The organism is Micromonospora sp. NPDC007230 (assembly GCF_042869115.1).
Taxonomy (GTDB): domain Bacteria; phylum Actinomycetota; class Actinomycetes; order Mycobacteriales; family Micromonosporaceae; genus Micromonospora.
On record NZ_JBIAFE010000016.1, the window covers coordinates 75599 to 97910 of the forward strand.

At 69.1% G+C, this 22312-nt stretch carries 22 protein-coding genes and 2 pseudogenes; 17 read left to right on the forward strand and 7 right to left on the reverse strand.

Features of this window, described 5'->3' with window-relative positions; genetic code table 11:
• The first annotated feature begins 70 nt into the window (after positions 1-70).
• On the forward strand, positions 71-382 hold the full coding sequence (locus ACFYML_RS22405; RefSeq protein ID WP_387422495.1) for a hypothetical protein: 312 nt from the start codon (positions 71-73) through the stop codon (positions 380-382).
• Positions 383-596: 214 nt separating this feature from the next.
• On the opposite strand, the gene ACFYML_RS22410 is transcribed toward ACFYML_RS22405, so the two are convergent.
• The 4 genes and pseudogenes from ACFYML_RS22410 to ACFYML_RS22425 form a co-directional block, all read right to left on the reverse strand.
• The gene (locus ACFYML_RS22410; protein ID WP_387422496.1) at positions 597-2294 is read right to left on the reverse strand and encodes a lamin tail domain-containing protein; all 1698 of its coding nucleotides are present in this window, start codon (positions 2292-2294) and stop codon (positions 597-599) included.
• 336 nt (positions 2295-2630) lie between these two features.
• Positions 2631-2864, reverse strand: a complete 234-nt coding sequence (locus ACFYML_RS22415) for a Scr1 family TA system antitoxin-like transcriptional regulator (RefSeq protein ID WP_387422497.1) — start codon at positions 2862-2864, stop codon at positions 2631-2633.
• Between the two features lie 13 nt (positions 2865-2877).
• Positions 2878-3069: pseudogene (locus ACFYML_RS22420) on the reverse strand (Scr1 family TA system antitoxin-like transcriptional regulator); the annotation flags it as partial.
• Between the two features lie 214 nt (positions 3070-3283).
• Positions 3284-3568 (reverse strand): hypothetical protein, encoded by a 285-nt coding sequence (locus ACFYML_RS22425; RefSeq protein ID WP_387422499.1) that lies wholly within the window; start codon positions 3566-3568, stop codon positions 3284-3286.
• Between the two features lie 68 nt (positions 3569-3636).
• Here ACFYML_RS22425 and ACFYML_RS22430 point away from each other — a divergent pair, with 68 nt between their 5' ends.
• From ACFYML_RS22430 to ACFYML_RS22455, 6 genes are all read left to right on the forward strand, one after another.
• The gene (locus ACFYML_RS22430; protein ID WP_387422501.1) at positions 3637-4338 is read left to right on the forward strand and encodes a tripartite tricarboxylate transporter TctB family protein; all 702 of its coding nucleotides are present in this window, start codon (positions 3637-3639) and stop codon (positions 4336-4338) included.
• Position 4339: 1 nt separating this feature from the next.
• Positions 4340-5839 carry a tripartite tricarboxylate transporter permease gene (locus ACFYML_RS22435; RefSeq protein ID WP_387422503.1) on the forward strand — a complete coding sequence of 500 codons (1500 nt, stop codon included), beginning with the start codon at positions 4340-4342 and terminating at the stop codon, positions 5837-5839.
• Positions 5840-5908: 69 nt separating this feature from the next.
• A complete protein-coding gene (locus tag ACFYML_RS22440) occupies positions 5909-6907 on the forward strand; it encodes a tripartite tricarboxylate transporter substrate binding protein (RefSeq protein WP_387422504.1) in 999 nt (332 codons plus the stop codon).
• 8 nt (positions 6908-6915) lie between these two features.
• Positions 6916-7548 carry a hypothetical protein gene (locus ACFYML_RS22445; protein ID WP_387422505.1) on the forward strand — a complete coding sequence of 211 codons (633 nt, stop codon included), beginning with the start codon at positions 6916-6918 and terminating at the stop codon, positions 7546-7548.
• A gap of 26 nt (positions 7549-7574) precedes the next feature.
• Positions 7575-8369, forward strand: a complete 795-nt coding sequence (locus ACFYML_RS22450) for an IclR family transcriptional regulator (RefSeq protein WP_387422506.1) — start codon at positions 7575-7577, stop codon at positions 8367-8369.
• A 42-nt stretch (positions 8370-8411) separates the two neighbouring features.
• A complete protein-coding gene (locus tag ACFYML_RS22455; RefSeq protein ID WP_387422507.1) occupies positions 8412-9170 on the forward strand; it encodes an NAD(P)-binding domain-containing protein in 759 nt (252 codons plus the stop codon).
• Between the two features lie 343 nt (positions 9171-9513).
• Here the strand turns inward: ACFYML_RS22455 and ACFYML_RS22460 are convergent, their stop codons facing one another.
• Entirely contained in the window at positions 9514-10293 is a 780-nt protein-coding gene (locus tag ACFYML_RS22460; protein WP_387422508.1) for a DJ-1/PfpI family protein, read from the reverse strand.
• 430 nt (positions 10294-10723) lie between these two features.
• Here ACFYML_RS22460 and ACFYML_RS22465 point away from each other — a divergent pair, with 430 nt between their 5' ends.
• The 6 genes from ACFYML_RS22465 to ACFYML_RS22490 all read left to right on the forward strand — a co-directional run bounded on the left by ACFYML_RS22465 (position 10724) and on the right by ACFYML_RS22490 (position 16567).
• Positions 10724-11338 (forward strand): superoxide dismutase, encoded by a 615-nt coding sequence (locus ACFYML_RS22465; RefSeq protein WP_387422509.1) that lies wholly within the window; start codon positions 10724-10726, stop codon positions 11336-11338.
• Positions 11339-11421: 83 nt separating this feature from the next.
• The gene (locus ACFYML_RS22470; protein ID WP_387422510.1) at positions 11422-13014 is read left to right on the forward strand and encodes an ABC transporter substrate-binding protein; all 1593 of its coding nucleotides are present in this window, start codon (positions 11422-11424) and stop codon (positions 13012-13014) included.
• A complete protein-coding gene (locus ACFYML_RS22475) occupies positions 12996-14051 on the forward strand; it encodes an ABC transporter permease (protein WP_387422511.1) in 1056 nt (351 codons plus the stop codon). Before ACFYML_RS22470 ends, ACFYML_RS22475 begins: the two co-directional genes overlap by 19 nt.
• Positions 14044-14913, forward strand: coding sequence for an ABC transporter permease (locus ACFYML_RS22480; RefSeq protein ID WP_387422512.1), 870 nt, complete (start codon positions 14044-14046; stop codon positions 14911-14913). The genes ACFYML_RS22475 and ACFYML_RS22480 overlap by 8 nt, the downstream gene beginning before the upstream one ends.
• The gene (locus tag ACFYML_RS22485; RefSeq protein WP_387422513.1) at positions 14910-15911 is read left to right on the forward strand and encodes an ABC transporter ATP-binding protein; all 1002 of its coding nucleotides are present in this window, start codon (positions 14910-14912) and stop codon (positions 15909-15911) included. The genes ACFYML_RS22480 and ACFYML_RS22485 overlap by 4 nt, the downstream gene beginning before the upstream one ends.
• Positions 15908-16567 (forward strand): ABC transporter ATP-binding protein, encoded by a 660-nt coding sequence (locus ACFYML_RS22490; protein WP_387422515.1) that lies wholly within the window; start codon positions 15908-15910, stop codon positions 16565-16567. The genes ACFYML_RS22485 and ACFYML_RS22490 overlap by 4 nt, the downstream gene beginning before the upstream one ends.
• Before the next feature lie 38 nt (positions 16568-16605).
• Here the strand turns inward: ACFYML_RS22490 and ACFYML_RS22495 are convergent, their stop codons facing one another.
• Positions 16606-17175 carry a sigma-70 family RNA polymerase sigma factor gene (locus ACFYML_RS22495; protein ID WP_387422516.1) on the reverse strand — a complete coding sequence of 190 codons (570 nt, stop codon included), beginning with the start codon at positions 17173-17175 and terminating at the stop codon, positions 16606-16608.
• 187 nt (positions 17176-17362) lie between these two features.
• Here ACFYML_RS22495 and ACFYML_RS22500 point away from each other — a divergent pair, with 187 nt between their 5' ends.
• Positions 17363-19408 (forward strand): copper resistance protein CopC, encoded by a 2046-nt coding sequence (locus ACFYML_RS22500; protein WP_387422517.1) that lies wholly within the window; start codon positions 17363-17365, stop codon positions 19406-19408.
• A 260-nt stretch (positions 19409-19668) separates the two neighbouring features.
• On the forward strand, positions 19669-19944 hold the full coding sequence (locus ACFYML_RS22505) for a CPCC family cysteine-rich protein (protein ID WP_387422518.1): 276 nt from the start codon (positions 19669-19671) through the stop codon (positions 19942-19944).
• A 210-nt stretch (positions 19945-20154) separates the two neighbouring features.
• Here the strand turns inward: ACFYML_RS22505 and ACFYML_RS22510 are convergent, their stop codons facing one another.
• The gene (locus ACFYML_RS22510; RefSeq protein WP_387422519.1) at positions 20155-20946 is read right to left on the reverse strand and encodes a DUF427 domain-containing protein; all 792 of its coding nucleotides are present in this window, start codon (positions 20944-20946) and stop codon (positions 20155-20157) included.
• Positions 20947-21111: 165 nt separating this feature from the next.
• Between ACFYML_RS22510 and ACFYML_RS22515 the strand changes: the two genes are divergently transcribed.
• Entirely contained in the window at positions 21112-21645 is a 534-nt protein-coding gene (locus ACFYML_RS22515) for a DUF4188 domain-containing protein (protein ID WP_357441827.1), read from the forward strand.
• A gap of 239 nt (positions 21646-21884) precedes the next feature.
• Positions 21885-22134, forward strand: a pseudogene (locus tag ACFYML_RS22520) (hypothetical protein); the annotation flags it as partial.
• Positions 22135-22312: the final 178 nt, after the last annotated feature.

Here is a 22312-nt window from a genome sequence, read left to right on the forward strand (position 1 = left end):
GAACGTCGACTGTCCATGCGACGTCGACTGGCCTGGGGCGGTAGCTTGAACACGACAGCGGAGGACGCCAGTGGATGATCGGACCGGCGATGCCGTCGATGAGGCTGTCCTCGCGTTCGAGAGTGCTGCGGTCCTGGGATGGGTCATGAACTCCTCGTTGGCGATCACCCACCCGGTGCGTATTGAGATCGTCGATGGGAAGGGCTGGAACGCGCGGCTCCGCGACGGCCAGCCCGATCCGGAGGCGTGGCGGTTTCTGCTCGATCTGGGCGGCCCGTACGATCTGCGGTTCCCAGATGGGAGTGTGCTCGAGGTCGACGTCGCGGGTCTAGCAGATGGTCCGTGGCATGCGGTAACCCGATGGCGGGGTGCGACGCCGTGACCGTCCGGCGGCCCGTACCCTGCCGGACTCGTCCCCTCGTTGCTGACGGGTCAGGCCGGAGTGCCGCCACTCATGGAGGTCCCAGCCCGTTCCGGCCCCGGTGTGTCGGGGTAGCCGGAGCGCGTTACCGCACTCCGGCTACCCGACACACCGGGGCCGGCCAGCCCGAATCCCGCTAAACGATCACTTCGAAGTCAAGCCGGTGGATCGGGGCTCAGTACACCGTTCCGTTGGCGCGCTGGCCGGGCGAGCGGGACAGCGAGCTGATGGTGTTGTGCTTGACCCAGCCGCCGGTCGCCGAGCCGTCAGGGCTTCGGTTGATGGACACCCCGTCGGAGTCCGCCTGGCTCGAGGAGTAGCTCATCGACTGGACCGTCGCTCCAGCCGAATTCCGCAGGATCACCTGGTCACCGCTGTTGGACAGGTTGAGGCCGCCGGTGCTGGCTGCCACCGCCGCGATGCCACCGGGGATCGCGGAGCCCGCGCCGAACACGGTGATCGCCTTGCCGGGCTGCAGCGTCGTACCGGCCGCGAACGTGTGCCGCACTGCCGACCCGTCCCGGACGGTCCAGCCGGCGATGCTGATTGCCGTGCCACCGGTGTTCACGATCTCGATGGCCTCGCCAGCGGTGCTGCTGCCCGGTTCGTTGGCCAACACCTCGTTGATTATGACGTTGGCGGGTCCGCCGTCACCGCCGGCGGTGACGGTGACGTTCTGGGTCGTGGTGTGGGTGGCCCCGCCGTTGTCCGTCACGGTCAGCGAGACCGCGTAGGTTCCGGCCGATGCGTAGGTCACGGTCGGGTTCATCGCCGTCGAGGTCTGGCCGTTGCCGAAGTCCCAGCTGCGGCTCACGATGGTGCCGTCGGAGTCGGTGCTGCCATCGGTGAAGGTGCAGTTGAGAGCGGTGCAGGAGTGCGTGTACGACGCCGTGGGCGGCTGGTTAGTGCCGCCGCCACCGCCGATGACGAAGTCGTAGCGAGCCAGCACCGGGTAGTGGTCGCTGGTCGTCGTCGTGTAGTTCGGGACATAGGCCTGGGGCTGGAAGGCGGTCGCCGAGCCGGCGACGTACTTCGCCTGCACCTCGTTGGTGGTGAGTTGGTGGTCGATGAAGTCCGGGTAGCTCGCCGTCGACGACACGCCCGCCAGCGACAGGGCCCGCGTCGGGAACGTGTAGCGCGCCGCGTCGTTCACGAAGTTGGCGTAGGGCGAAGCCTTTCCGGGTGTGATAGAGGTGTCGACGTCGTCGTTCCAGTCACCGATGACGAAGACGTTCTGTGTGGGGTAGGTCGTGTCGAGGTAGGACTTGAGGGCCTGCGACGCGGGGTTGCGCAGGTTCCACGCATCCTGGGTGGACCCGGACTTCGCGTGCAGGACGATGAAGACGAGGTCACGGGTGCCACCGTCGAACGTGCCGCGCAACGTGAACTCCACCGGCGGGCGGCCGGCGAAGTTGCTGTTCTGGTTGGTCAGGATGACCTTCGCGCTCACCAGGGTGGCCATGCTGGAGCGCCAGACGAGGGCGACCTTCTGCTCGGTGTTGCTGAAGTCCGAGTAGTACTGCGCACCGTTTGTCACGATCGGGTCGTTGGCTACGACCCCGGTGTACCCGGGCATGCCGGCCACGAGTGTGTCGAACGCCGAGGTGCTGACAACCTCGGAGAGACCCCACACGTCCATGTCGGCGCCCGCCATGACGTCGCGGACGTTCTGCTGCTGAAGCGCCTCGTTGGTCGGGCCGAAGTCCGGCGCACCGAACCACTCGACGTTCCAGTTGCCGACGTCGAGCTGTGTCGGCGATCCCTGCGACGGAACCGAGGCGGCGGCATTCGCCGCGGGGGTGGCGGCGAGCGTTACCAGCGTCACGGCGGCAGCCAGGGCCACCCCTGTGAGCGCGCGGAGCCTGAGTTTCATCTACAAGAGACCCTTCCGAGTTGGCGTGCGGGACTGGCCCGCAACCATGCTGTTGGCGGGCTGAGGGAAGTGTCCCGGCCCGGCCCTCGGGCGTAAATGGCGCATGCTGAAAACGTGCAGCCACGTGTGGGCGAACATTCGACTGCCGGACCAATCGACCGGTTCGATCGACGGCTGGCCGCAGTGCGCGAGGACTTTCTCGACCGCGGAAGTCGTGAGGCTCCGCCGCCGAGGACTGCGACTGACGGCTGGGAGCGGGCCTTGGGCATCCCGCACCAGGCGGCGGGCCTGGTCGCGTGGGCACTAGGCAAGAGCGGCAGCGGAACCCGCATCCTCCTAGGACGATTCTTTAGTGAGGGTGTCCACCTCGACAGCCTGCGAGCCTTGCGGATCGCGGTAGCGGTAGATCGAGTAGGCGGACCGCGGCGCGCTGTGTCCCCTGATCGACGCGTCGACCGGTAGCACCTGGACGGACACGGATGGATGGTTCGCGCACACGGCGACGACGTGCCGAAGTTGATCGGCGACAACTACGGGGTCGGCCGCACATCGCCGGATTTGCGATCTCATCGATGACGGCCTCGTAGCGTGGCCCGCCGGCGGCGAGCACCAGGCTCTGACGACGAGCGCGGGCGGCGACGGCGGCAGCGGGGTCGAACCCGTCGCCGTGGCGGGCGGTGTCACTGGGTAGCCGCGCATCGGCAAACGCGGGCGTCTGGAGCAAGCCGGGAATCAGCCGTTCTCCTCTCGCCAGGCGCAGCGTCGAACCTGCCAAAAGGTGCTATGCATCAGCGCCGTATCAGGCTGCATTGGCAGGGTGAACGCCTGCCACCCCGGTCCTTCAAGGTCGTTGGCAATCAGCCTTACAACATCATTTTGCGTGGCAACTCCTGACCACAGGCCAAACCAGGCGCGCGTTGGCACTGAACCGGGCTACGGAATTGACCGTGACGGCCGCTGTATCGGCCGCTGCACGCGGTGCAATATTTTCACACGAGACGTGATTGGTCCTCGCGTTTTGCATGATCCCCGTCCCGTTGGGCGGGGATTTTTGCTGGGGCGGCGAGGAAGCTCCCCGCAGGGGTGAGCGCGTAGATCGCGGTGTCGGATTCGACGGTCCAGGTGTGCTGGACGCACATGATGATCATGTTGATCGTTCGCAGGTAGGCGTTCAACCCCAATGAAGCCGCCCAGGCCCCCTGGCGGGCAGCCAACGCCCCGCACATGGTCGCCCTCGTCCGCGCCGGCGCCACCGTCGTCAACGGCCGGCTCATCGAACGACCCGAAGACACCCTGGCCGCGTAGTAGCCACCTCATCCGCAGGTCTTGACGATTCCTCCGCTTGAAGCTCTTCCCGCATGTGGTGCGTCGCCCGTCTTCAGCCCCAGGGCAGTGGCTGTCTCTCGATGTGCAGGTGCGCCAGAACCCGCTCGACGTAAGCGAAGGTCTTGACGGCCTTGTGCGCGGCCTGCATCATCCTTGGCACATCCGTGAAACATTGTTTCACTACGTGAAACAGGAGGTGTCGGTGGAGATGCACAGCGGCGATGAAGTCGCCCGGACAGCGGGGCGCGATGTGCGCCCCCTCGGCGCCTGGGCGGCGCAAGCGGTCTTGATCGCCATCGCCGTGTACGTCGTCATCTCAGCCCGCGCTTTGGGCATCTGGCTGCCGCAAGGCCCCGGCCCCGGCTTCTTCCCGCTGGTCCTGGCGGTGGCCCTGGTCCTGTTGAGCGTCGCTTGGTTCATCCAGACCCGTCGTGCCGCAGCCGGTAGCTCCGCCGGGGAGGCCTCTCCGTGGAAGCAACCGGCGGTCACCATCGCGTCTCTGGTGGTGTTGGCGGCCGTTCTGAACTTCCTCGGCTTTCAGGCCAGCATGTTGCTGTTTCTGCTCTTCCACCTGAAGGTCATGGGCCGGCGCGGGTGGCTCACATCGATCGTCATTGCGGTGGCAGGCAGCATCGGCGCGTTCTATCTCTTCAATGACTTCCTGCTGGTGCCTCTGCCGTATGCCACCGTGCCGCCGCTGAGCTGGCTGGGAGTGTGACGTGGACGTCGTGAACGAACTCCTGGGCGGTTTCGCCGCTGCGCTTTCGCCGCAGAACCTGCTCTTCGCCTTCATCGGCTGCCTGGTCGGCACGCTGATCGGGGTGCTTCCCGGTATCGGTCCGGTAGCGGGCGTCGCACTCCTCATCCCGCTCACGCTCAACCTGGAGCCCACCAGCGCAATCATCATGCTCGCCGCCATCTTCTACGGCACCGCGTACGGCGGCACGATCACCAGCGTTCTCTTGAACACTCCCGGCGAGGCGGCGTCAGCCATCACCACGATCGACGGCTACGCAATGACCAAGAAGGGCCGCGCCGGAGTCGCCCTCACGATTGCGGCAATCGGATCGTTCGTCGGCGGCGTGGTCGCCACCATCGGTCTCGTCATCGCAGCCCGTCCCTTGGGATCTCTGGGTCTGAAGATCGGTCCTCCGGAGTTCTTCGGCCTCATGGTCGTGGGCATCTCGCTCCTCGTTGCGCTTGCCGGTAAGAGCATGGTTCGCGCTTTGATCTCCGGAGTGCTCGGACTGCTGATTGCGATGGTGGGAATCGATCCGGTAGCCGGAGCGCCCCGGTTCACCTTCGGTAGTGACCGTCTTCTCGACGGGGTCAGCTTCGTGGCTGTCATCGTTGGTCTCTTCGGCCTGTCCGAGATCCTCATGACCGCGACCGGTGGCCGTAACCACCCGCTCACCCCCGGCATGAGGGGCCTGCTGCCCACGCGCACCGACCTTCGACGTAGCGCGCCGGCGATCCTGCGCGGCACCGGCGTGGGATTCGTCCTCGGTCTCATCCCAGGCATGACCGGGTCCGTCTCGTCGCTGTTGTCCTACGGTGCGGAGCGTAAGTTCTCGCGCTACCGTGACGAACTCGGTTCGGGTGCCGTGGAGGGTGTTGCCGGGCCTGAAACTGCCAACAATGCCCACGCCAACGGTGCGCTCATTCCGCTGTTCACCCTCGGCATTCCCGCGTCGCCCACAATCGCCGTCCTCATGGGTGCCTTCCTCCAACAGGGTTTGACCCCTGGGCCGACCCTGTTCACGGAGCACTCCGAGGTGGCGTGGGCCATCATCGCGAGCCTGTTCATCGGCAATGTCATCCTGCTGGTGCTCAACGTCCCACTCGTCAGGCTCTGGACGGCCATCCTCCGGATCCCCGAGAAGGTCCTGACAGCTCTGATCCTGCTCTTTCTTGTGATCGGCTCGTACACGATCAATTACAGCGTCTTCGACGTCTTCGTCATGATCCTCTTCGGGGTCGTCGGGCTCGCCATGCGCCGCCTCGACATCCCCCTTGCCCCGCTGGTCCTCACCGTGGTTCTCGGGCCGCTCATGGAGAGATCTCTGCGGGAGTCCCTCGACATCTCTCAGGGAAGCTTCACGATCTTCCTCACTCGTCCCCTGACCGTCGTGCTCCTCGTCATCGGCGTGCTCATCGCCGCGAGCCCGCTGCTACGCCTGCGCAAGCCCGCGGCCCTCAACGAGGACCCGGAGACCTGACGTCGCAGGGCTGGCCCAGGCCCAACCACCAACCCCCATCGGCATTTCCCCAGAACCAGAGGAGAACCCATGCGACCCAAAGCGTCCCTCGCCGTCGCGGCAGCGCTGTCTGTCAGCCTGGCCTTGGCAGCATGTGGCCCGAACAATTCCTCAGCGGGCGGGGCTCAGAATTGGCCCCGCAAGGGCAAGCCGGTCGAGCTGATCGTTTCCTTTTCGCCCGGTGGTGCCGTCGATACCGCGGCTCGGCTCGTCGCTCCCCTTCTTGAGAAGGAGCTTGGGACCAACGTCGAGGTCATCAACAAGCCCGGTGCGGGAGGGCAGATCGGCTATACCGCCCTCACCAGCGCCAAGCCCGACGGTTACACCATTGGCGCTACCGGCTCGCCTTCCGTCGTGGTGTCGCCCTTGGACAAGTCCCGGGGAGCCAAGTACACCCGTGAGAGCTTCCAGCCTCTCGGCATGCAGGTGATCGACCCGGCCGTTGTCGGTGTGGCCCCCGACAGCCCGTACAACTCCCTGCAGGACCTGATCGACGCGGCGAAGAAGACCCCGAGCAAGATTACCGCCAGCACCACCGGCCTTCAGACCGGCGAGCACTTCGCGGCGGTCGACATCGAGCAGAAGACGGGCGCGAAGTTCGCCCTCGTTCACTTCTCGGAGGGCGCCTCCCAGGCGACAGCTGCCTTCCTCGGCGGCCATGTGCAGGTGTACATCGGCAGCGCCAGTGACGTTACCGACCTGGTCAAGCAGAAGAAGATCAAGCTGCTCGGAGTGATGGGCGAACAGCGCAGCGAGTTCCTGCCCGACACGCCGACGTTCAAGGAGCAGGGCGTCGATGTCATCTCCGCAACTGCCCGCGGATACTCCGCTCCCGCCGGCTTGCCCGCAGAGGTCGCCACGAAGCTGGAGGCCGCCCTCAAGAAGGCGATCGAGGACCCTGCCGTCGAGTCCAAGATGAAGGCTCTGGGTCTGCAGACGAACTACCTGAGCGCAGACGATTACCAGAAGTTCTGGGGTGAGCAGGAGGAGACCGTCAAGGCTGTCCTGCCCCTCGTGGCCAAGAAGTGAACACCACAATGACGGAAACCGTTAGCATCTCACCGGCAGTCGCCGCCTTTGCCCGTCCGAGCCCAGACCTGGTCCGGCGCCTCGCGGCGCTCCCCACGGCAAACATCGGCGACGCCATGGATCGGCTAGGCGCTCTCGATTCCCGCATCCAAGCCAGTTGGCCGGGAGCCAAAGTTGCCGGGCCGGCCTTCACCGTCTGGACCCGAGCAGGCGACAACGCCGCTATCCACGCAGCGCTGCGCATCGCCAAGCCGGGAGACGTCATCGTCGTCAACGGGCAGGGAGACGAATCGAGGGCGCTGCTCGGAGAGCTAATCGGTGGACGGGCAGCAGCCGCCGGCATAGCCGGTTTCGTCCTTGACGGTGCGGTACGAGACGCCGCCGACCTAGGGGAGATCGGCATGCCGGTGTTCGCCAGGGCATGCACCCCGGCAGGGCCCTACAAACACGGTCCCGGCCGGCTCGGCGTGACCATTGCCGTTGGCGGCGTCGCGGTCAGCCTCGGAGACATCGTCGTCGGCGACGCGGATGGTGTTGTCGTGGTGCCACAAGCAGACGCCGAGGGGGTTGCCGCCGCGGCCGAGGCGGTCTTCGTTGACGAGGCAAAGCGCCGCGAGGCTATCGCTACAGTCCGTCGGTAACCAGACGGGCGGAACAAGGAGTGGTTATGTCGGAGGCAGAGGCCATCTCACTGGAATCCCCAGGCAAGGGTGTCTCCAACATGCGCTCACTGGAGCGCGCCATGGATGTCCTTGACGCACTCGCCAAACACGAAGGGCCAGTGCGGCTTGCCGACGTCGCCCGCGCCACCGGGCTGCACCGGGCAACGGCGTTGCGGATCCTGACCACTCTGCAAAAGAGGGACTACGTGACCAGCGACGCCGGAGGCTACCGGATCGGTGTGGCCGTTCTCGCGGCGGCGCACGCTTTCCTCGTCTCAGACAGCGTCAGCCGGGCAGCAACCCCTGTCCTGCAAGAGCTTGCTGCAACGACCGGGCTGACCGCCTCCTACCACGTGCGCTCCGGAATGGAGCGCATCGTGGTGGCACGGGTCGAAGGCACCTACCCGCTCCGGTACCAGCTGCCGATCGGTAGGCGTCTGCCGCTCTACCTGGGAGCTGGGAAGGTCCTCGCAGCGTGGATGACGGAGGCGGACCTCGAAGAACTAATCAGCACGGCGGGCACCATGCGCAGCGCCGAAGGCCTGGTCATCACGCCGGAGGCGCTTCGCGGGCAACTCGCCCTGATCCGCACCCGTGGCTACAACATCACCGTCAATGAACGCGCCGTAGGAACCTCTGGGGCCAGCGCACCAGTCCACGGATCCGACGGGGACGTGGTCGGAGTGGCCACCCTCTCCGGCCCGAGTGAGCGTCACTCCATTGACGAACTGGAGGCGTGGGTTCCAGAACTGAGGCGCGCGGCAGGTGCACTAGCCGCAGCGCAAGCCCGCGTCCTGTAGGCAAAGAAACACATTGGAGGCAACCGAACCGTGAAGTGCGCAGTGATCGGCCTTGGGGAAGCCGGCGGCCGATACGCCGCCGCGCTGGCGAACCACGGCCATGAAGTGACGGGAGTCGACCCGGCCGACAACCCCACGCCCGACGGCGTGCGCAGGGTCCGTTCCATGGAGGAGGCAGTCGCAGACGCGGAATTCGTGCTCGTCATGACCGGTGCCGCGGCATCACCCAGCATCGCGAAAGCGACCGCACCGTACCTGCTGCCAAGGACCTGCTACGCGGACTTCACCTCGTCAGCGCCCGCAGTGATGGAACAACTCGCCCGGATCATCGAAGAGACCGGAGCATCCTTCGCCGATGTCGCGATCCTCGGCCCGGTCACCTGGCACGGGGCACAGACACCCCTGATGGCCAGCGGATCCGGCGCCAAGACGGTCAATGACCTCATGAGTGCTCTCGGAGCGAAGGTTGAACTGCTCGACGCTCCCGCCGGCGCGGCCATGGCACACAAACTGTTGCGCAGCATCTTCATGAAGGGCCTCGCCTCCATCATCTGGGAGGCGGTCGAGGCAAGCCGGGCCGCAGGCTATGAACAATGGGCCCGGGAACAGATCGCATCCCAACTAGCGGGGGACGGGCACGCCGTCATCGATCGCCTCCTCTCCGGCACAAAGCTTCACGCCGAGCGCCGCAGCCAGGAGATGAAGGATACTGCCGCCTATCTGGAGTCCATGGGAGTCACACCAGTGATGACCCGCGCAACCCAAGGCTCCCTTCAGCAGATCGCAGCAACTTCGAGGTGATCAATCCCCTATCGCAAAGGTCCCAACATAGCGGTCCGCTACCCGAAGATCAGCGCTCTCGGCAACATGCGCTGAGGCCGCGCGAACGGCCTCGGCGGTCACCATGACCGCCGCCCCGCAACCGCCCCGCCGACGCCTCGACGACAAGTTCATCGGCACGGTCATCCCCGCCCCGCTTCCTCGCCCGCCACCAGGCTCCGATGCCGCAGCTGCCCGCAGCCCGCCCAGCTGCGCGGAAACTCACGGTGGTAGTCACGAGGAGGCACCGCAGACCCAAAACGCCGGCTGGATGGCCGTTCGAGGTGGCGGAAGGGCCCTGCCTGACGGCTCAATGTCGCGGAAGCTATCGGGCTGCGGCCTCCAGCAGCTCAAGCGCCAACTGCTGCAACTGCGGCCCGGCCTTCTCCGGGCTGCCGGTGTCGAACGGCGGGGCGGGGTCGTACTCCACCCCGAGTTGCAACGCCTGCGCGACTCGGTCGCTGGCCAGCTTCGCCGCCAGGTGCAGGGCCATGTCGATGCCTGCGGACACCCCGGCCGCGGTGATGATTTTTCCGGACTCCACGAACCGGCCGGGCGTGTAGATCGCACCGAAGGTGGACTCCATGTAGGAGCGTGATGCCCAGTACGTCGTTGCCGGCACCCCCTGTAACAAGCCGGCCGCGCCCAGGATCAACGCACCCGTGCACACCGATGTCGTCCAGGTCGTGCGCTCGTGCAGGCGCCGCACCCAGTCCACCGTCTCGGCGTCCTGCATCGCCGCGATGACACCCCGGTTGCCCGCGCCGGGCACCAGCAGCACATCCGCGTGTCGCACCTGGTGCAACGCCCGGTCGGCGACCAGCCCCAGCACGCCGGTGTCCGTACGCACCGGACCGACTCGTTTCGCCACCGTCACCACCGATGCCTCCGGTACCCGGCACAACACCTCGTACGGGCCGACGGCGTCCAGCGCCGTAAAGCCGTCGTAGAGCAGGATCGCGATGCGCGGTCCGCGGCCGCCCGCCGTGGCTCCGCCGGGCGCTGCACCGGCCGGCGCAGCCAGGCCTGTCGCGGCCAGCCCCGTGCCTACTCCGCCAGCAACGGCTGCTCGCAGGATCGCGCGTCGTCCACCATCCACACTCATGACCTCGGCTCCTCCCTAGATGGCCGTCCACGGGTAGTCGAGCCAGCACGCGGTCCGGTTCCCGGACAACCGGTCTCGGCACCGCCGGTTTGCGTGTTGGACATGCACCGTGCCGGGCGGACCGGTGGCGGCCGCCATCGGAGCGAGGGGTGTGGCCGTCGGATGACGACAACCCTGGCACTGACCGCGTTGGTCGAGCCCGGCTTCGGGGCCCGGCCCGGTGCCCGGCCGGCGAGCGCCGACGTCGCCGGATCTTCCCTGCGAGCTCTGCCTGGGTCAGGCAGGGCCCTTCAGCCTTGGGTCATTATTGCCAAAGCTTGGCAACTACGTAATGCTTGCAGCAGTGGGCGGGTGTCCCGGCTCGCGATGATCCGCACCTCGCCGGGGTACCCGCCTGCTGCGCTGTCGCCCGATAGGAAGGAGCCTGCTGGTGGGCGTCTACACGCTGCCCGACATGTCGTACGACTACGGTGCGCTGGAGCCGGCGATGTCCGGCGAGATCCTGGAGCTGCACCACAGCAAGCACCACGCCGCGTACGTGAAGGGCAGCAACGACGCCCTCGACCGGCTGGCCGAGGCCAGGGAGAAGGGTGACTTCGCGGCGCTGGTCGGGTTGGAGAAGACCTTCGCGTTCAACCTGTCCGGGCACGTGCTGCACTCGATCTTCTGGAACAACCTGTCCCCGGACGGCGGCGACCGCCCGGACGGGGAACTGGCCGCCGCGATCGACGAGCACTTCGGCTCGTTCGAGGGCTTCGCCGGGCACCTGTCCGCCGCGACGAAGGGCGTGCAGGGCTCCGGCTGGGGCGTGCTGGCCTGGGAGCCGCTCGGCCGGCGGCTGATCGTGGAGCAGGTGTACGACCACCACGGCAACGTCGGACAGGCCGCCACCCCACTGCTGGTCTTCGACGCCTGGGAGCACGCCTACTACCTGCAGTACCGCAACGTGCGACCGGACTACGTGGACCGGCTGTGGGACCTGGTGAACTGGGCTGACGTCACCGCCCGCTTCGACGCTGCCCGCGCGGCTTCGCCGACGCCGTGACCGGCGTGCCGGGCCTGTCCCGGTCACTCTGTTCCATCGGCTCGGCACGAGCGGCCGTGGCCTCCGCAACCACAGGAGCAATCATGGGTAAGCCTCTGTCCACCCGAGTGACGGCGCTGGCCGCCGCCGTCCTGGTCGCAGCCGGCTGCTCGTCGTCGGCGACGCCGACGGACGCCGCGCGCGGTGCCGGAACGCTGGTCGTGGCGACCTCGGGTGAGCCGGACACCCTGAACCCCGTGCTGAACTACGGCGTCGACGGCGGCTCGTTGATCTTCGACGGTCTGGTGGCCCGCGACGCCCGCAACCAACTGGTGCCGGCGCTGGCCCGGGAGGTGCCCACCGTGTCCGCAGACGGGAAGACGGTCACGGCGAAGCTGCGGGATGGGGTGCTGTTTCATGACGGCAGCCCGCTGACCGCGCAGGACGTCGTCTTCACCTACCGGGCGGTGCTGGACCCGAAGGTCGACTCCACGCTGCGCTCGGACCTGGACATGCTCGCCTCGGTCGCCGCGCCGGACCCGTCGACCGTGGTGTTCACCCTCAAGTACGCCTACGCGCCGTTCCTGCAGCGGTTGGCGCTGGGCATCGTGCCAGCAAAGGCCTTCGCCGGTAAGGACGTCAACACCGCCGAGTTCAACCGCAAGCCGGTCGGGACCGGACCGTACCGGGTGACGTCGTGGACGCCGGGAGAGCGGCTCGTGCTCGCGGCCAACGAGAAGTACTGGGGCGGCAAGCCGGCCAACTCCGGTGTCGTGGTGGCGTTCGTCGCCGACGACAACGTGCGTGCGCAGCGGATGCGGGCGGGGGAGTTCGACGCGGCGGAGCTGGCGCCGAAACTGGCCGCCGGGTTCGACAAGCAGGGCGGGTACCGGGTGCAGCGGGTGCCCACTGCCGACTACCGGGGCGTGATGCTGCCGATGGGGAACCCGGTCACCGGCGACGTGGCGGTGCGGCGGGCGCTCAACGCGGCGGTGGATCGCCAGGCGATGGTGACCGGTGTGCTCGGCGGGGCGGGGGAGCCGGCGTTCGGGCCGGTGCCGCCGTCGTCGGAGTTCGCCGAACCGTCCATTGCCGGCAATGCAGTCGCCGACCTGGCCGCCGCGACCGCCGCCCTCGATGCCGCTGGGTGGAAGCCAGGCCCGGACGGCGTCCGGGTCAAGGGCAGCCGGCAGGCCGCGTTCACGCTCATGTATCCCGCCACCGACAGCCTGCGCAAGGAGTTGGCGCTCGCGGTCACCGCCGACGCGAAGAAGGTCGGCATCAAGGTGACGCCCGAAGGGCTGACCTGGGACGCGATGACCCCGCGGATGAAGACCGATGCCCTGGTCATGGGATACGGCACTCCGTACGACCCGGACTTCGTCTCCTACAAGCTGTTCCGGTCCGAGTTCGCCGGCCAGGGCTTCTTCAACCCCGGCTCCTACAAGTCCCCCATCACGGACGCGGCGCTGCAGGCCGGCCGTGACGACGCCGACCTCGCCGCCCGCAAGGCCGCCTACGCCACGTTCCAGAAGCAGCTCGCCGCCGACGTGCCGTGGGTGTTCCTCACCTATCTGCAGCACACCTACGTCGTGAAGGACACCGTGGCCGGGGTGACACCACGCGTCGAACCGCACGAGCACGACGTCGCCAACAGCCTCTGGTGGAACGTCCACACGTGGACGAAGAAGCCGTGACCGCGGCTACCCGGGCCGGCGGGCCGGTGGTCCAGTCGAAAGCACCGGCCCGCCAGCGGAGGCTGGCGGGTGCCGGCGCGGTTGTCGGCCGCCGGCTGCTGGTCGCCGTACCCGTGCTCGCGGCCACCAGCGTGGGGATGTTCGCCCTCGGCGCGGCCTCCCCGATCGACCCCGCCCAGCAGTACGCGGGCGCGGCGGCGTTCACGACCAGCGAGGAGAACCTGGCGCAGATCCGCGCGAACTGGGGAGTCGACGACCCGCTGCCGGTGCAGTACGCGCGGTGGGTCGGCAACCTGCTCCGCGGTGACCTGGGCTGGTCGACCAGCCGGCATGAGCCGGTCACCTCGGTGCTGGCCGCCCGTGCCGGCTGGACGCTGCTGCTCGTCGGCGCCGCCCTCGCGTTGGTGCTGGTGACGAGCCTGCTGTTGGGCACCCTCGCCGCCTACCGGAGGGGCGGCTGGTTCGACCGGGGTCTGCGCGCCACCGTGTACGCGGTGCAGTCGATGCCGGTGTTCTGGATCGGTCTGGCTGCGATCGCCGTGTTCGCCCTCAGCCTGGGCTGGCTGCCCGCCGGTGGACTCACCGATGTCACCGCCACCGGCACGGACCCCGCCGACGTGGCGCGGCACCTGATCCTGCCGGTGGCCGTCCTGGCGATCTCCCAGGCGCCATGGTTCGTGTTGTTCATCCGCGACGCGGTGGCCGACAGCCTCCGCGACGACCACGTCCTCGCCGCCCGCGCCCGGGGCCTGCCCGGCCGTACCGTCCTGTTCGGGCACGCGCTGCGCACCGCGCTGCTTCCGTTCCTCACCCTGGTCGGCACCCACGTGCCCGAACTCGTCGGCGGCGCGGTGCTGGTGGAGACCGTGTTCTCGCTGCCCGGCCTCGGCGCGGTCACCGTGCAGGCCGCGCTGGGCGCCGACTTCCCGCTGCTCGCCGCGACCACGCTGGCCACCACCGTCGTGGTGCTGGCCGCGAACCTCGCCACCGACCTCGCCTACACCGCAGCCGACCCACGGGTACGCCTCGATGACTGATCTTGCCCTGCCCGCCCGCCTTCGGGGGCTGAAACCGCGTGCCGGACGTGCCGGCGTCACCGTCGCCACGGCTCTGCTCGTCGGCGCGGTCGCCGCCTGCCTGCTCGCCCCGATCCTGTGGCCGCTCGACGAGAGCGCCGTGGACCTGGCCCGTACCCGGCTCGCGCCCTCCTGGCAGCACCTGGCCGGCACCGACGACCTGGGCCGCGACGTGGCGCTGCGCAGCCTCTACGGGCTGCGCGTCTCCCTGCTCGTCGGCGCGGTCGCCGCGCTCGTGGCCACCGTCATCGGCGGCCTCGTCGGCGCCGTCGCCGGCACCGTCGGCGGGCTGGTCGACCGGGTGCTGATGCGGGTGGTCGACACCATCGCCGCGTTGCCGCACCTGCTGCTGGGCATCTTCATCGTGGCGATGCTGCGCCCCAGCCTCGGCGCGGTGATCCTGTCCATCGGGCTGACCCACTGGCTGTCCACCGCCCGCATCGTCCGATCCGAGCTGCTCAGCCTGCGCACCCGCCCGTTCATCGACGCCGCCGTCTCCGGCGGGGCCAGCCGCGTCCGGGTACTCACCCGGCACCTACTGCCACACGTCCTGCCCCGGCTGGCGCTGGCGACCACGCTGATGGTGCCGCACGCCGTCTGGCACGAGACCGCCCTGTCCTTCCTCGGCCTCGGCCTGCCCCCGCACCTCGCGTCGATCGGCAACATGATCAACGACGGGCAGCGGTCCCTGCTCACCGGCGCCTGGTGGGCCAGCATCGTCCCCGGCCTCGTCCTGGTCGCCGTCACCCTCGCCCTGGCCACCCTCACCGGCCGATGGCGCGACCGCCTCGACCCCCGCGTCCGAGCGGAGCTGAACCTGTGACCACCAGCGCCCCGGCCATCCCCGACACCGGCCAGCGGTCGGCTCTGCTGGAGGTCGACGGGCTGACCGTCCGTTTCCGGCTCCGCGACGCCGTCGTCCACGCCGTCACCGACCTGCGCCTGCAGGTGCACCCTGGGGAACTCCTCGCGGTCGTCGGCGAGTCCGGCTGCGGCAAGTCCGTGCTCGCCCACGCCCTGCTCGGACTGCTTCCCGGCAACGCCACCGTCACCGGCCACGCCCTCCTGCACCCACCCACCGGCGAGCCGATCGACCTGATCGGCTGCGGTGAACGGCAGCTATCCCGGGCGGTGCGGGGACGCCAGATCGGGCTGGTGCCGCAGAGTCCTGCCACCGCCCTCACTCCGGTCCGCACCGGACGGCGGCTGCTGGAGGAAACCCTGCGCGCCCACGGCCACTCCCGGCGCGACGCCGCACCGGCCGCCGACCGCCTCGCCGCCGACGTCGGACTCGACCCGGTCGACCTCGACCGCTATCCGCACGAACTGTCCGGCGGAATGGCACAACGCCTGGCCACCGCGCTCGCCCTCGCCCCGGACCCGCCGCTGCTGCTGGCCGACGAACCCACGACCGGCCTGGACCGGCCGCTGGTCGACCACACCCTCGACCTGTTACGCCGCCGCTGCGACACCGGCGCGGCCGTCGTGCTCATCACCCACGACCTCACCGCCGCCCGCCGAGTCGCCGACACCATCGCTGTCATGTACGCCAGCCGCATCGTCGAACACCGCCGAACCGACGCCCTGTTCACCGCACCGGCCCACCCCTACACCGCCGGGCTGCTCGACGCCCTGCCCGAGCGGGCCTTCCGACCCGTGCCCGGCCACCCGCCGATGCTCACCGACCTCCCTGCTGGCTGTGCCTTCGCCCCACGCTGCGACCGCGCCAGCGACGTGTGCCACGATCCGCCCGGTTCAACCGGAGACGGCACCGGCCACGTCGCCTGCCACCACCCCCTGGCCACCGGAGTACGGGCATGACAAGCCTCGCCGCGCACCAGGTCACCGTCTGCTACGGCCGGCAGCGCGTCCTCGACCGCGTCGACCTGCACATCTCTCCCGGGGAGACAGTCGGCCTCCGCGGCCCGTCCGGCAGCGGCAAGTCCACCCTCGCCCGGGTCCTCGCCCTCCTGCACGCCCCCGACACCGGGCACGTCACCCTCGACGGTCAGCCCGTCGTCGGTGTCCGGCACCGGCTGCCCGCCGCCCTGCGGACCCGGGTCGCGATCCTGTTCCAGAGCCCCCGCGCCGCCACCGACCCCCGGCTCAACCTCGCCGACATCATCGCCGAACCACTGAGCGCCACCGGCACCCCCAAGCACGAGGCATCCAGGCGCGCGGCGGAGCTGGCCGACCTCGTCGGCCTCACCCCGGACCTGCTCACCCGGCGTCCGCACGCCGTCAGCGACGGCCAACTGCAACGCGCCTGCCTGGCCCGCGCCCTCGTCCACCAGCCCGCCTACCTCATCTGCGACGAGGCCACCGCCATGCTCGACGCCTCCACCCAGGCCCACCTCGCCGCCGTCATCACCGACTACCAACGCCAGCACGCCGCAGGTGTCCTGCTCATCACCCACGACCCGGCCCTGCTGGCCCGCTGGGCCACCCGAACCGTCGACCTGCCCGTCAACCAGTAGACCCGGCCCCGGCGCCATCCAACTACGACCTCGCCAGGTCAGCTGGAGCGGCGTTCCCGGCTGTCGGTGATGTCGGCGTCGGCCATGGCGGTGATGAGGTCGTCGCGGGCGCGGGCGACCCGGGACCGGATCGTGCCGACCGGGCAGTCGCAGACCTGTGCGGCTTCGGCGTACGAGAGGCCGAGCACTTGCGTGGCGACGAATGCTTCCCGCCGCTCGGGTGAGAGGTGGTCCAGGAGCTGTCGCAGAATGACCTTGTCCTCGACCGGGAAGCCACGGGCGGCTCGCGAGTGTGTGGCGGTGTGCGAGTCTTCCAGCTGGGCCGGCTGGGGTCCGGCGGCTGCGGCGCGGTGGTGGTCGACGACGACCCGCCGGGCGATCACGAACAGCCAGGTGCGGGCGGACGAGGCGGCGGTGAACCTCGGTAGGCTGCGCAGCGCCCGCAGGTAGGTCTCCTGAGTCAGGTCGTCGGCCTCGTTGGGCCCGGCGAGGTGGGCGATGAGCCGCCATACCTGCTGCTGGGTGGCGCGGATGAACGCAGCCGCCGCGGCTTGGTCGCCTTCGCCGGCGGCAAGGGCCAACCGGGTCGTCCGTGCATTGTCGTCCACGTCCGGTCCTCCACGCTGCGGATGTTTCGGGGCTGCCGCCCCCGCAGTGGGGGTAGCTCGGCGTCCTGGCGGAGGAAGTTTCGTGGACTCTGCTCGTATGTTGAGCCCGAGCGGGCAGAACTTTTGCTATTTGAATAAAAAGTTGTCGATGCCTTGACTAAAGCCTCTCCGTCGCGAGGATGCTCTGATGCGTCGTCTCCCTCCGGCTCTTGGACGCGCGGCCTCGGGCCTGCTCGCGTTTGTCCTCGTCTCAGCGGTCGCGGTCCTCGGGCTCGCCTCGCCCGCGGCAGCTCACGGCACCTTGGCGATGTCCACCCCGGCGGAGGGTGCCACGGTGAACGAGCCGTTGGCGGCGGTGAAGCTCTATTTCACGGAGCGGGTCGCCGACAACGCGTACCTCACGATCACCGCGCCGGGTGGCGGTCGGGTCGACAACGGCTGGAACCATGGGTCGCCCGAGCCGCTGGACAAGCCGGTACGGGAGTACTTCCTGGTCGCGGGGAAGTTTGAGCCGCGCGAGTACTCGACGGGGTTCCCGGCGGTGGTGACGCTGGCGCATCTGCCGGCGGTGGGGCAGTACTCGGTGAGCTACCTGTCGGTGGCCTCGGACGGTGAGCCGGTGCGAGGCACGATGAGCTTCCGCTACACGGGGCGGGTGACGGCAGCGGCGCCGGGATGGCGCCCGCCGACCAATCAGCCGGATCCGTCGCTGGTGGCGGCTGCCGAGCAGCACGCCTCGTTCGGGCACGGCTCGGGGTCTTCGTCGGCTGCGCCGGCCGCGCTACCCGTGCCGTCGACCCCGCCGGCCGCGCCATCGCTGTCGGCGTCCCCGCCCGCGGTGGCCGCTCCTTCGACGGCCCAGGATGACGAGGGCAGCCTCGGTTGGATGGCGTGGACCGGCTGGGCGGTGGCAGTCGCGGCGGCCGTGGCCGGCATCGTGAGCTGGCGCCGCCGCCCGGCTCCCGTAGGCAGGACCTCCGGCCGGGACCGCAGCTCGGGCGCGGCCGCTCGCCGGCAGAGCGCCGGCCCCCACTCCAGGGGCAGACCGGGCGCGGCCGGCCGCGCCGGCGCCAACGGCACGGCCGCCGCGTCGGGCTCCGGCGGCAAGGGACGACGGGCCGCCGCCCCGGCGACGCGGAAGAACGGGGCGGTTGGCATCGCCGTGACCACGCCGCCGGCGGCCGGACAGGAGGCGACATCGGCGAGCGCCGCCGCCACGGCGCGGCCCGTGACCGCCGGCCGGGTGGGGGCTTCCGACATGGCCGACCCAGCCCTGACGCACGGGCCTCGGTTGAGCAACACGCGTTTCGCATCGCTCGTCGCCGGGTTGCTGGTGGCGTTGCTGGCCGGGTTCGGGATCGGGCGGATCGGTACCGGCGACGCGCGGACCCCCACCGGCGCGCCGACGCTCACGGCCCCCGCCGGCGGGCCGCCTGCCGTTCAGCGGGCACTGGTGGCGGGGGACGGGCATCAGCATGCGCCGGGTACCGGGGCGCACTCGCATCCGGGTGACGGCAGCGCGGGCCAGACGCAGGCGACCGGGACGACGGTCAGCGCCGGTGGATACACGCTGCAGCCGATGCGGCGGTCCCAGCCGGCCGGGGTGAGCGTGGACTACCGGTTCCGGATCGTCGGAGCTGACCGGCAGGCGGCGACGCGCTTCACGGTCGTACACGACAAGCCGTTGCACTTGATCGTGGTGGGTCGCGACCTGAGCGGATACCAGCACCTGCACCCCACCTTGGCGCCCGACGGCACCTGGAGCGTCCCGTTGAAGCTGGCCCGGGCCGGTGGATACCGCGTCTACGCCGACTTCTCCCTGACCGGGACCGACGGCAGCCCGTTGCCGCTGGTCCTGGGCGTCGACCACGACGTGCCGGGCGCGTACACCCCGGCCGCGTTGCCGCCGGCGCAGCCGCAGGCGATGGCCGGGCCGTTCACGGTGTCGATGGACGGCACGCCCACAGTGGGGGTGGCAGCGCCGATGCTCTTCCGGGTCAGCCGCACCGGCACGCCCGCACAGTTGCAGCGCTACCTGGGCGCGTACGGGCACCTGGTCGTGGTCCGCGAGGGCGACCTGGGCTACGTGCATGTCCACCCCGAACAGGAACTGGTCGACGGGGCGGTCAAGGTTTGGCTGACGGCACCGAGCATGGGCCGGTATCGGGCGTTCTTCGACTTCCAGGTCGACGGGAAGGTGCACACCGCGCAGTACACGATCAACCTGGCCTGAGCGGAGTGATGCCTCAGGTGCATGGTCAGGGTGCTGGCGGCTTCGGTGCCGATGTAGGCGGCGCGGGTGAGGCCATAGGGCGCTGCGCCGCCAGCCCCACCGCGCTCTCGGCCCATACCTGCTCGCCGCTGCGCTCCTCTCGGCGGTGAGGTCTGACGGCCTTCGGGCGGGTACCGCGCAGTCGCTGCAGTTGCTGCAGGAACACGTCGGTCACGTGTGGAAGACCGGCTACTCCGTGGCACGAGTCAGGCGAGCCGAGGATGCCCATTGGTGAATGTCATGGAAGGCTTGCCGACGTGATTCAACAATCCCTCGGCCGCTGTCCCTGCTGCGCATACCGGACTGGGTGTACCACCTGCCCGGTCTGCTTCTGGACCGATGACGGACAGCGGGATGCGGACGCCGGCACGGTGGCCGGCGGCCCCAACGGGGATGTCAGCCTGAGCGACGCCCAGCTCAACTTCGCCATCTATGGGGCCAGCCACCCACGGTACGTGGACGTGGTACGGCCGCCCCGCAGCGATGAGCTGCCATAGCGGCGATTAGCGAAGGCGTCCGCCTGTTCGACTGCTAACCGCACCTGGCTTGATCGGCTGGACTCGTCCGCGCACAGCGCCGGTCGCTTCGCCACTGGTCGCTGTCTCCGGTGCCCACCCGTCGAATGCCCTGCTCTAGCGGGAAGGTGGTTGCCGACGTCGTCCGCGGCTTCGATCCTCACCGGTCGCCGGAGCCGGTGGAGATCACGTTCAGTTCCGTATCCGCGCGCTTACCGTCGCACTCACCGGCTCGCCGTCCACCAGTATCGTTACCCGATCCTGGTAGAACGCGGTCAGGCCGGCGATGTTGGCCACGCCGGGCAGTGGGTCGGGGTAGTACCACCCGATGTTGCGCCCGTCGCGCCCTGGTAGGTCGCCCAGCGACCAGTATGAGGCGACCCCCTTGTACGGGCAGCGGGTGTGATGGTCGGACGGTAGCAACAGATCGCGGACCAGGTCGTCGGCCGGGATGTAGTAGCGGGTGGGCAGGCCGGTTTCGAACAGCAGCACCGGACGGTGGGTGTCGGCGAGCACGACGCCGTCGTGTTCGACCAGCACATGCCGTGAGCTCGGCAGCGAGTCGACGCGAGAGAACGGATCACGTGGGTGCACGAAGATCTGTTCGTCTTCCTCGTACCACCGCTCGATGCCCTGGCCGAACCACTCCCGCCAGGCGAGGCACACTGTCTCGGCAAAGATGTCGCCAGGGTAGGTCCACGCGGCGTTGGGCAGGGTCAGCCCGGCGACGGTCAGATCGTAAAAGCTGCTGCCGGCCCGGCTGCCGGGCTCCGGCGGCCGCGCGGCGGGCCGCAGCGTTCCACCGGTCACATCGGTCAGCGCGAAGGCGTAGAACGGCACGGGCAGCCCGGGCTCCCAGACCAGCAGCGGTCGCCGGCTGTCCACGACGGTGACCTCGCCGATGCTGCCGCGGACCCACCGCTCGCTGAGGTGGTAGGTGAGCCGGTCGTTCGGCGGGGCGAAACGCGGTGCGGGCCCGAGCATGGCCAACCCCCTCGACAACACGCGGCTTTCCACGTGTTCCACAGTCAAAGCTTGTGTTTTCGACTCTCTACTGCTGTCCTGAAATCCTACATACGACTGCCGCCCAGCGGCACCCAGCGAGGGGAGCGATCCGGTATGGGCGATGAGCCGAAGCAGCGACCGCGGATGACCGCGGAGATCGAAGGTGACTTCGCCGTTTTCATCACCGGCATGCGGATCAATCGATACTGGAAGATCCATCAGTGGTACCCGAACTTCCGCGACATGCGCAAGATCTTGATGGCGCTCTTCAGCGACCCTGAGTACGGCGCGTTGTGCGCCCACCACGCCTGGACTCGCCGCGGGCCGATCCTGATCGGGTACTTCCGCAGCGTCGAGCAGTTGGAACGATTCGCCAACGACCCGCAGCAGCCGCATGCCGAGGTCTGGGCACGATACTTCAAGCGGATGAAGAACAACGGCGACGTCGGAGTCTGGCACGAGACCTTCGTGGTCAGGTCCGGCGAGTACGAGGCTGTATACGACTACATGCCGTCGCCCACCGGTTTGGCGATGGGCACGTCTCATGTGCCGGTCGAGCGCCGCGGCGACCTCGCCGTGCAGCGCCGCGCCACCGGTGCCCGGCTCGCAAAACAGAAGGCGGCCGCACAGACGGCTGTGGAAGAAAAGGCTGCCGCGGGCCGCGTCGACACGGAGTGAGATCGTCGTGCGGCTGGCCGCGGCGTTCCGGATCGGCCCGCCGCACCGCGACCTCATACCGCCTGAGTACCACCCTCGTTACCTTTTCGATCGTCCTCAGCCGGGCACCCCGCTGTCGCCCGGCCCGGTATGACTTGACTGCCCCTGTCGTACGCCTGACCCGGGGGGTGTTGTCGCCGGGTCGGGTGGCGTCGGTGGACCGCTGATAGGGACCCGGCCGCCCCTCTCGGGGGAGGTCTCTTCGTAACGTGGCCATGCGGCGGAGCGCTGACCTGCACCCCGGCACCGCGTAGACCGGCGCCCGACGCGTTTGTGATCGCCGACGTGGCCCGCACCGTGCCCCACACTCTGCAGCGGGTTGACACCGGCGCCGGCGCAGACTCACCTCGATCGCGGTCAAGAACCCGCCCCCGCATGGGCACGACGCTGGTCGCGGCGATCCTGGCCGCCCTCGACGAGCAGACCGTTATCGTCCCCAGCAGGCAGGCAGGCAGGCAGGCAGGCAGGCAGGCAGGCAGGCAGGCAGGCAGGCAGGCAGGCAGGCAGGCAGGCAGGCAGGCAGGCAGGCAGGCAGGCCGCCGAGCCGATCGTGCCCCGCCTCGCCGACAGCTTCCGCCAGGTACCCGGATGCCTGTCGGGTCCGCAGCCACGGCTGGCGGCGGACCCG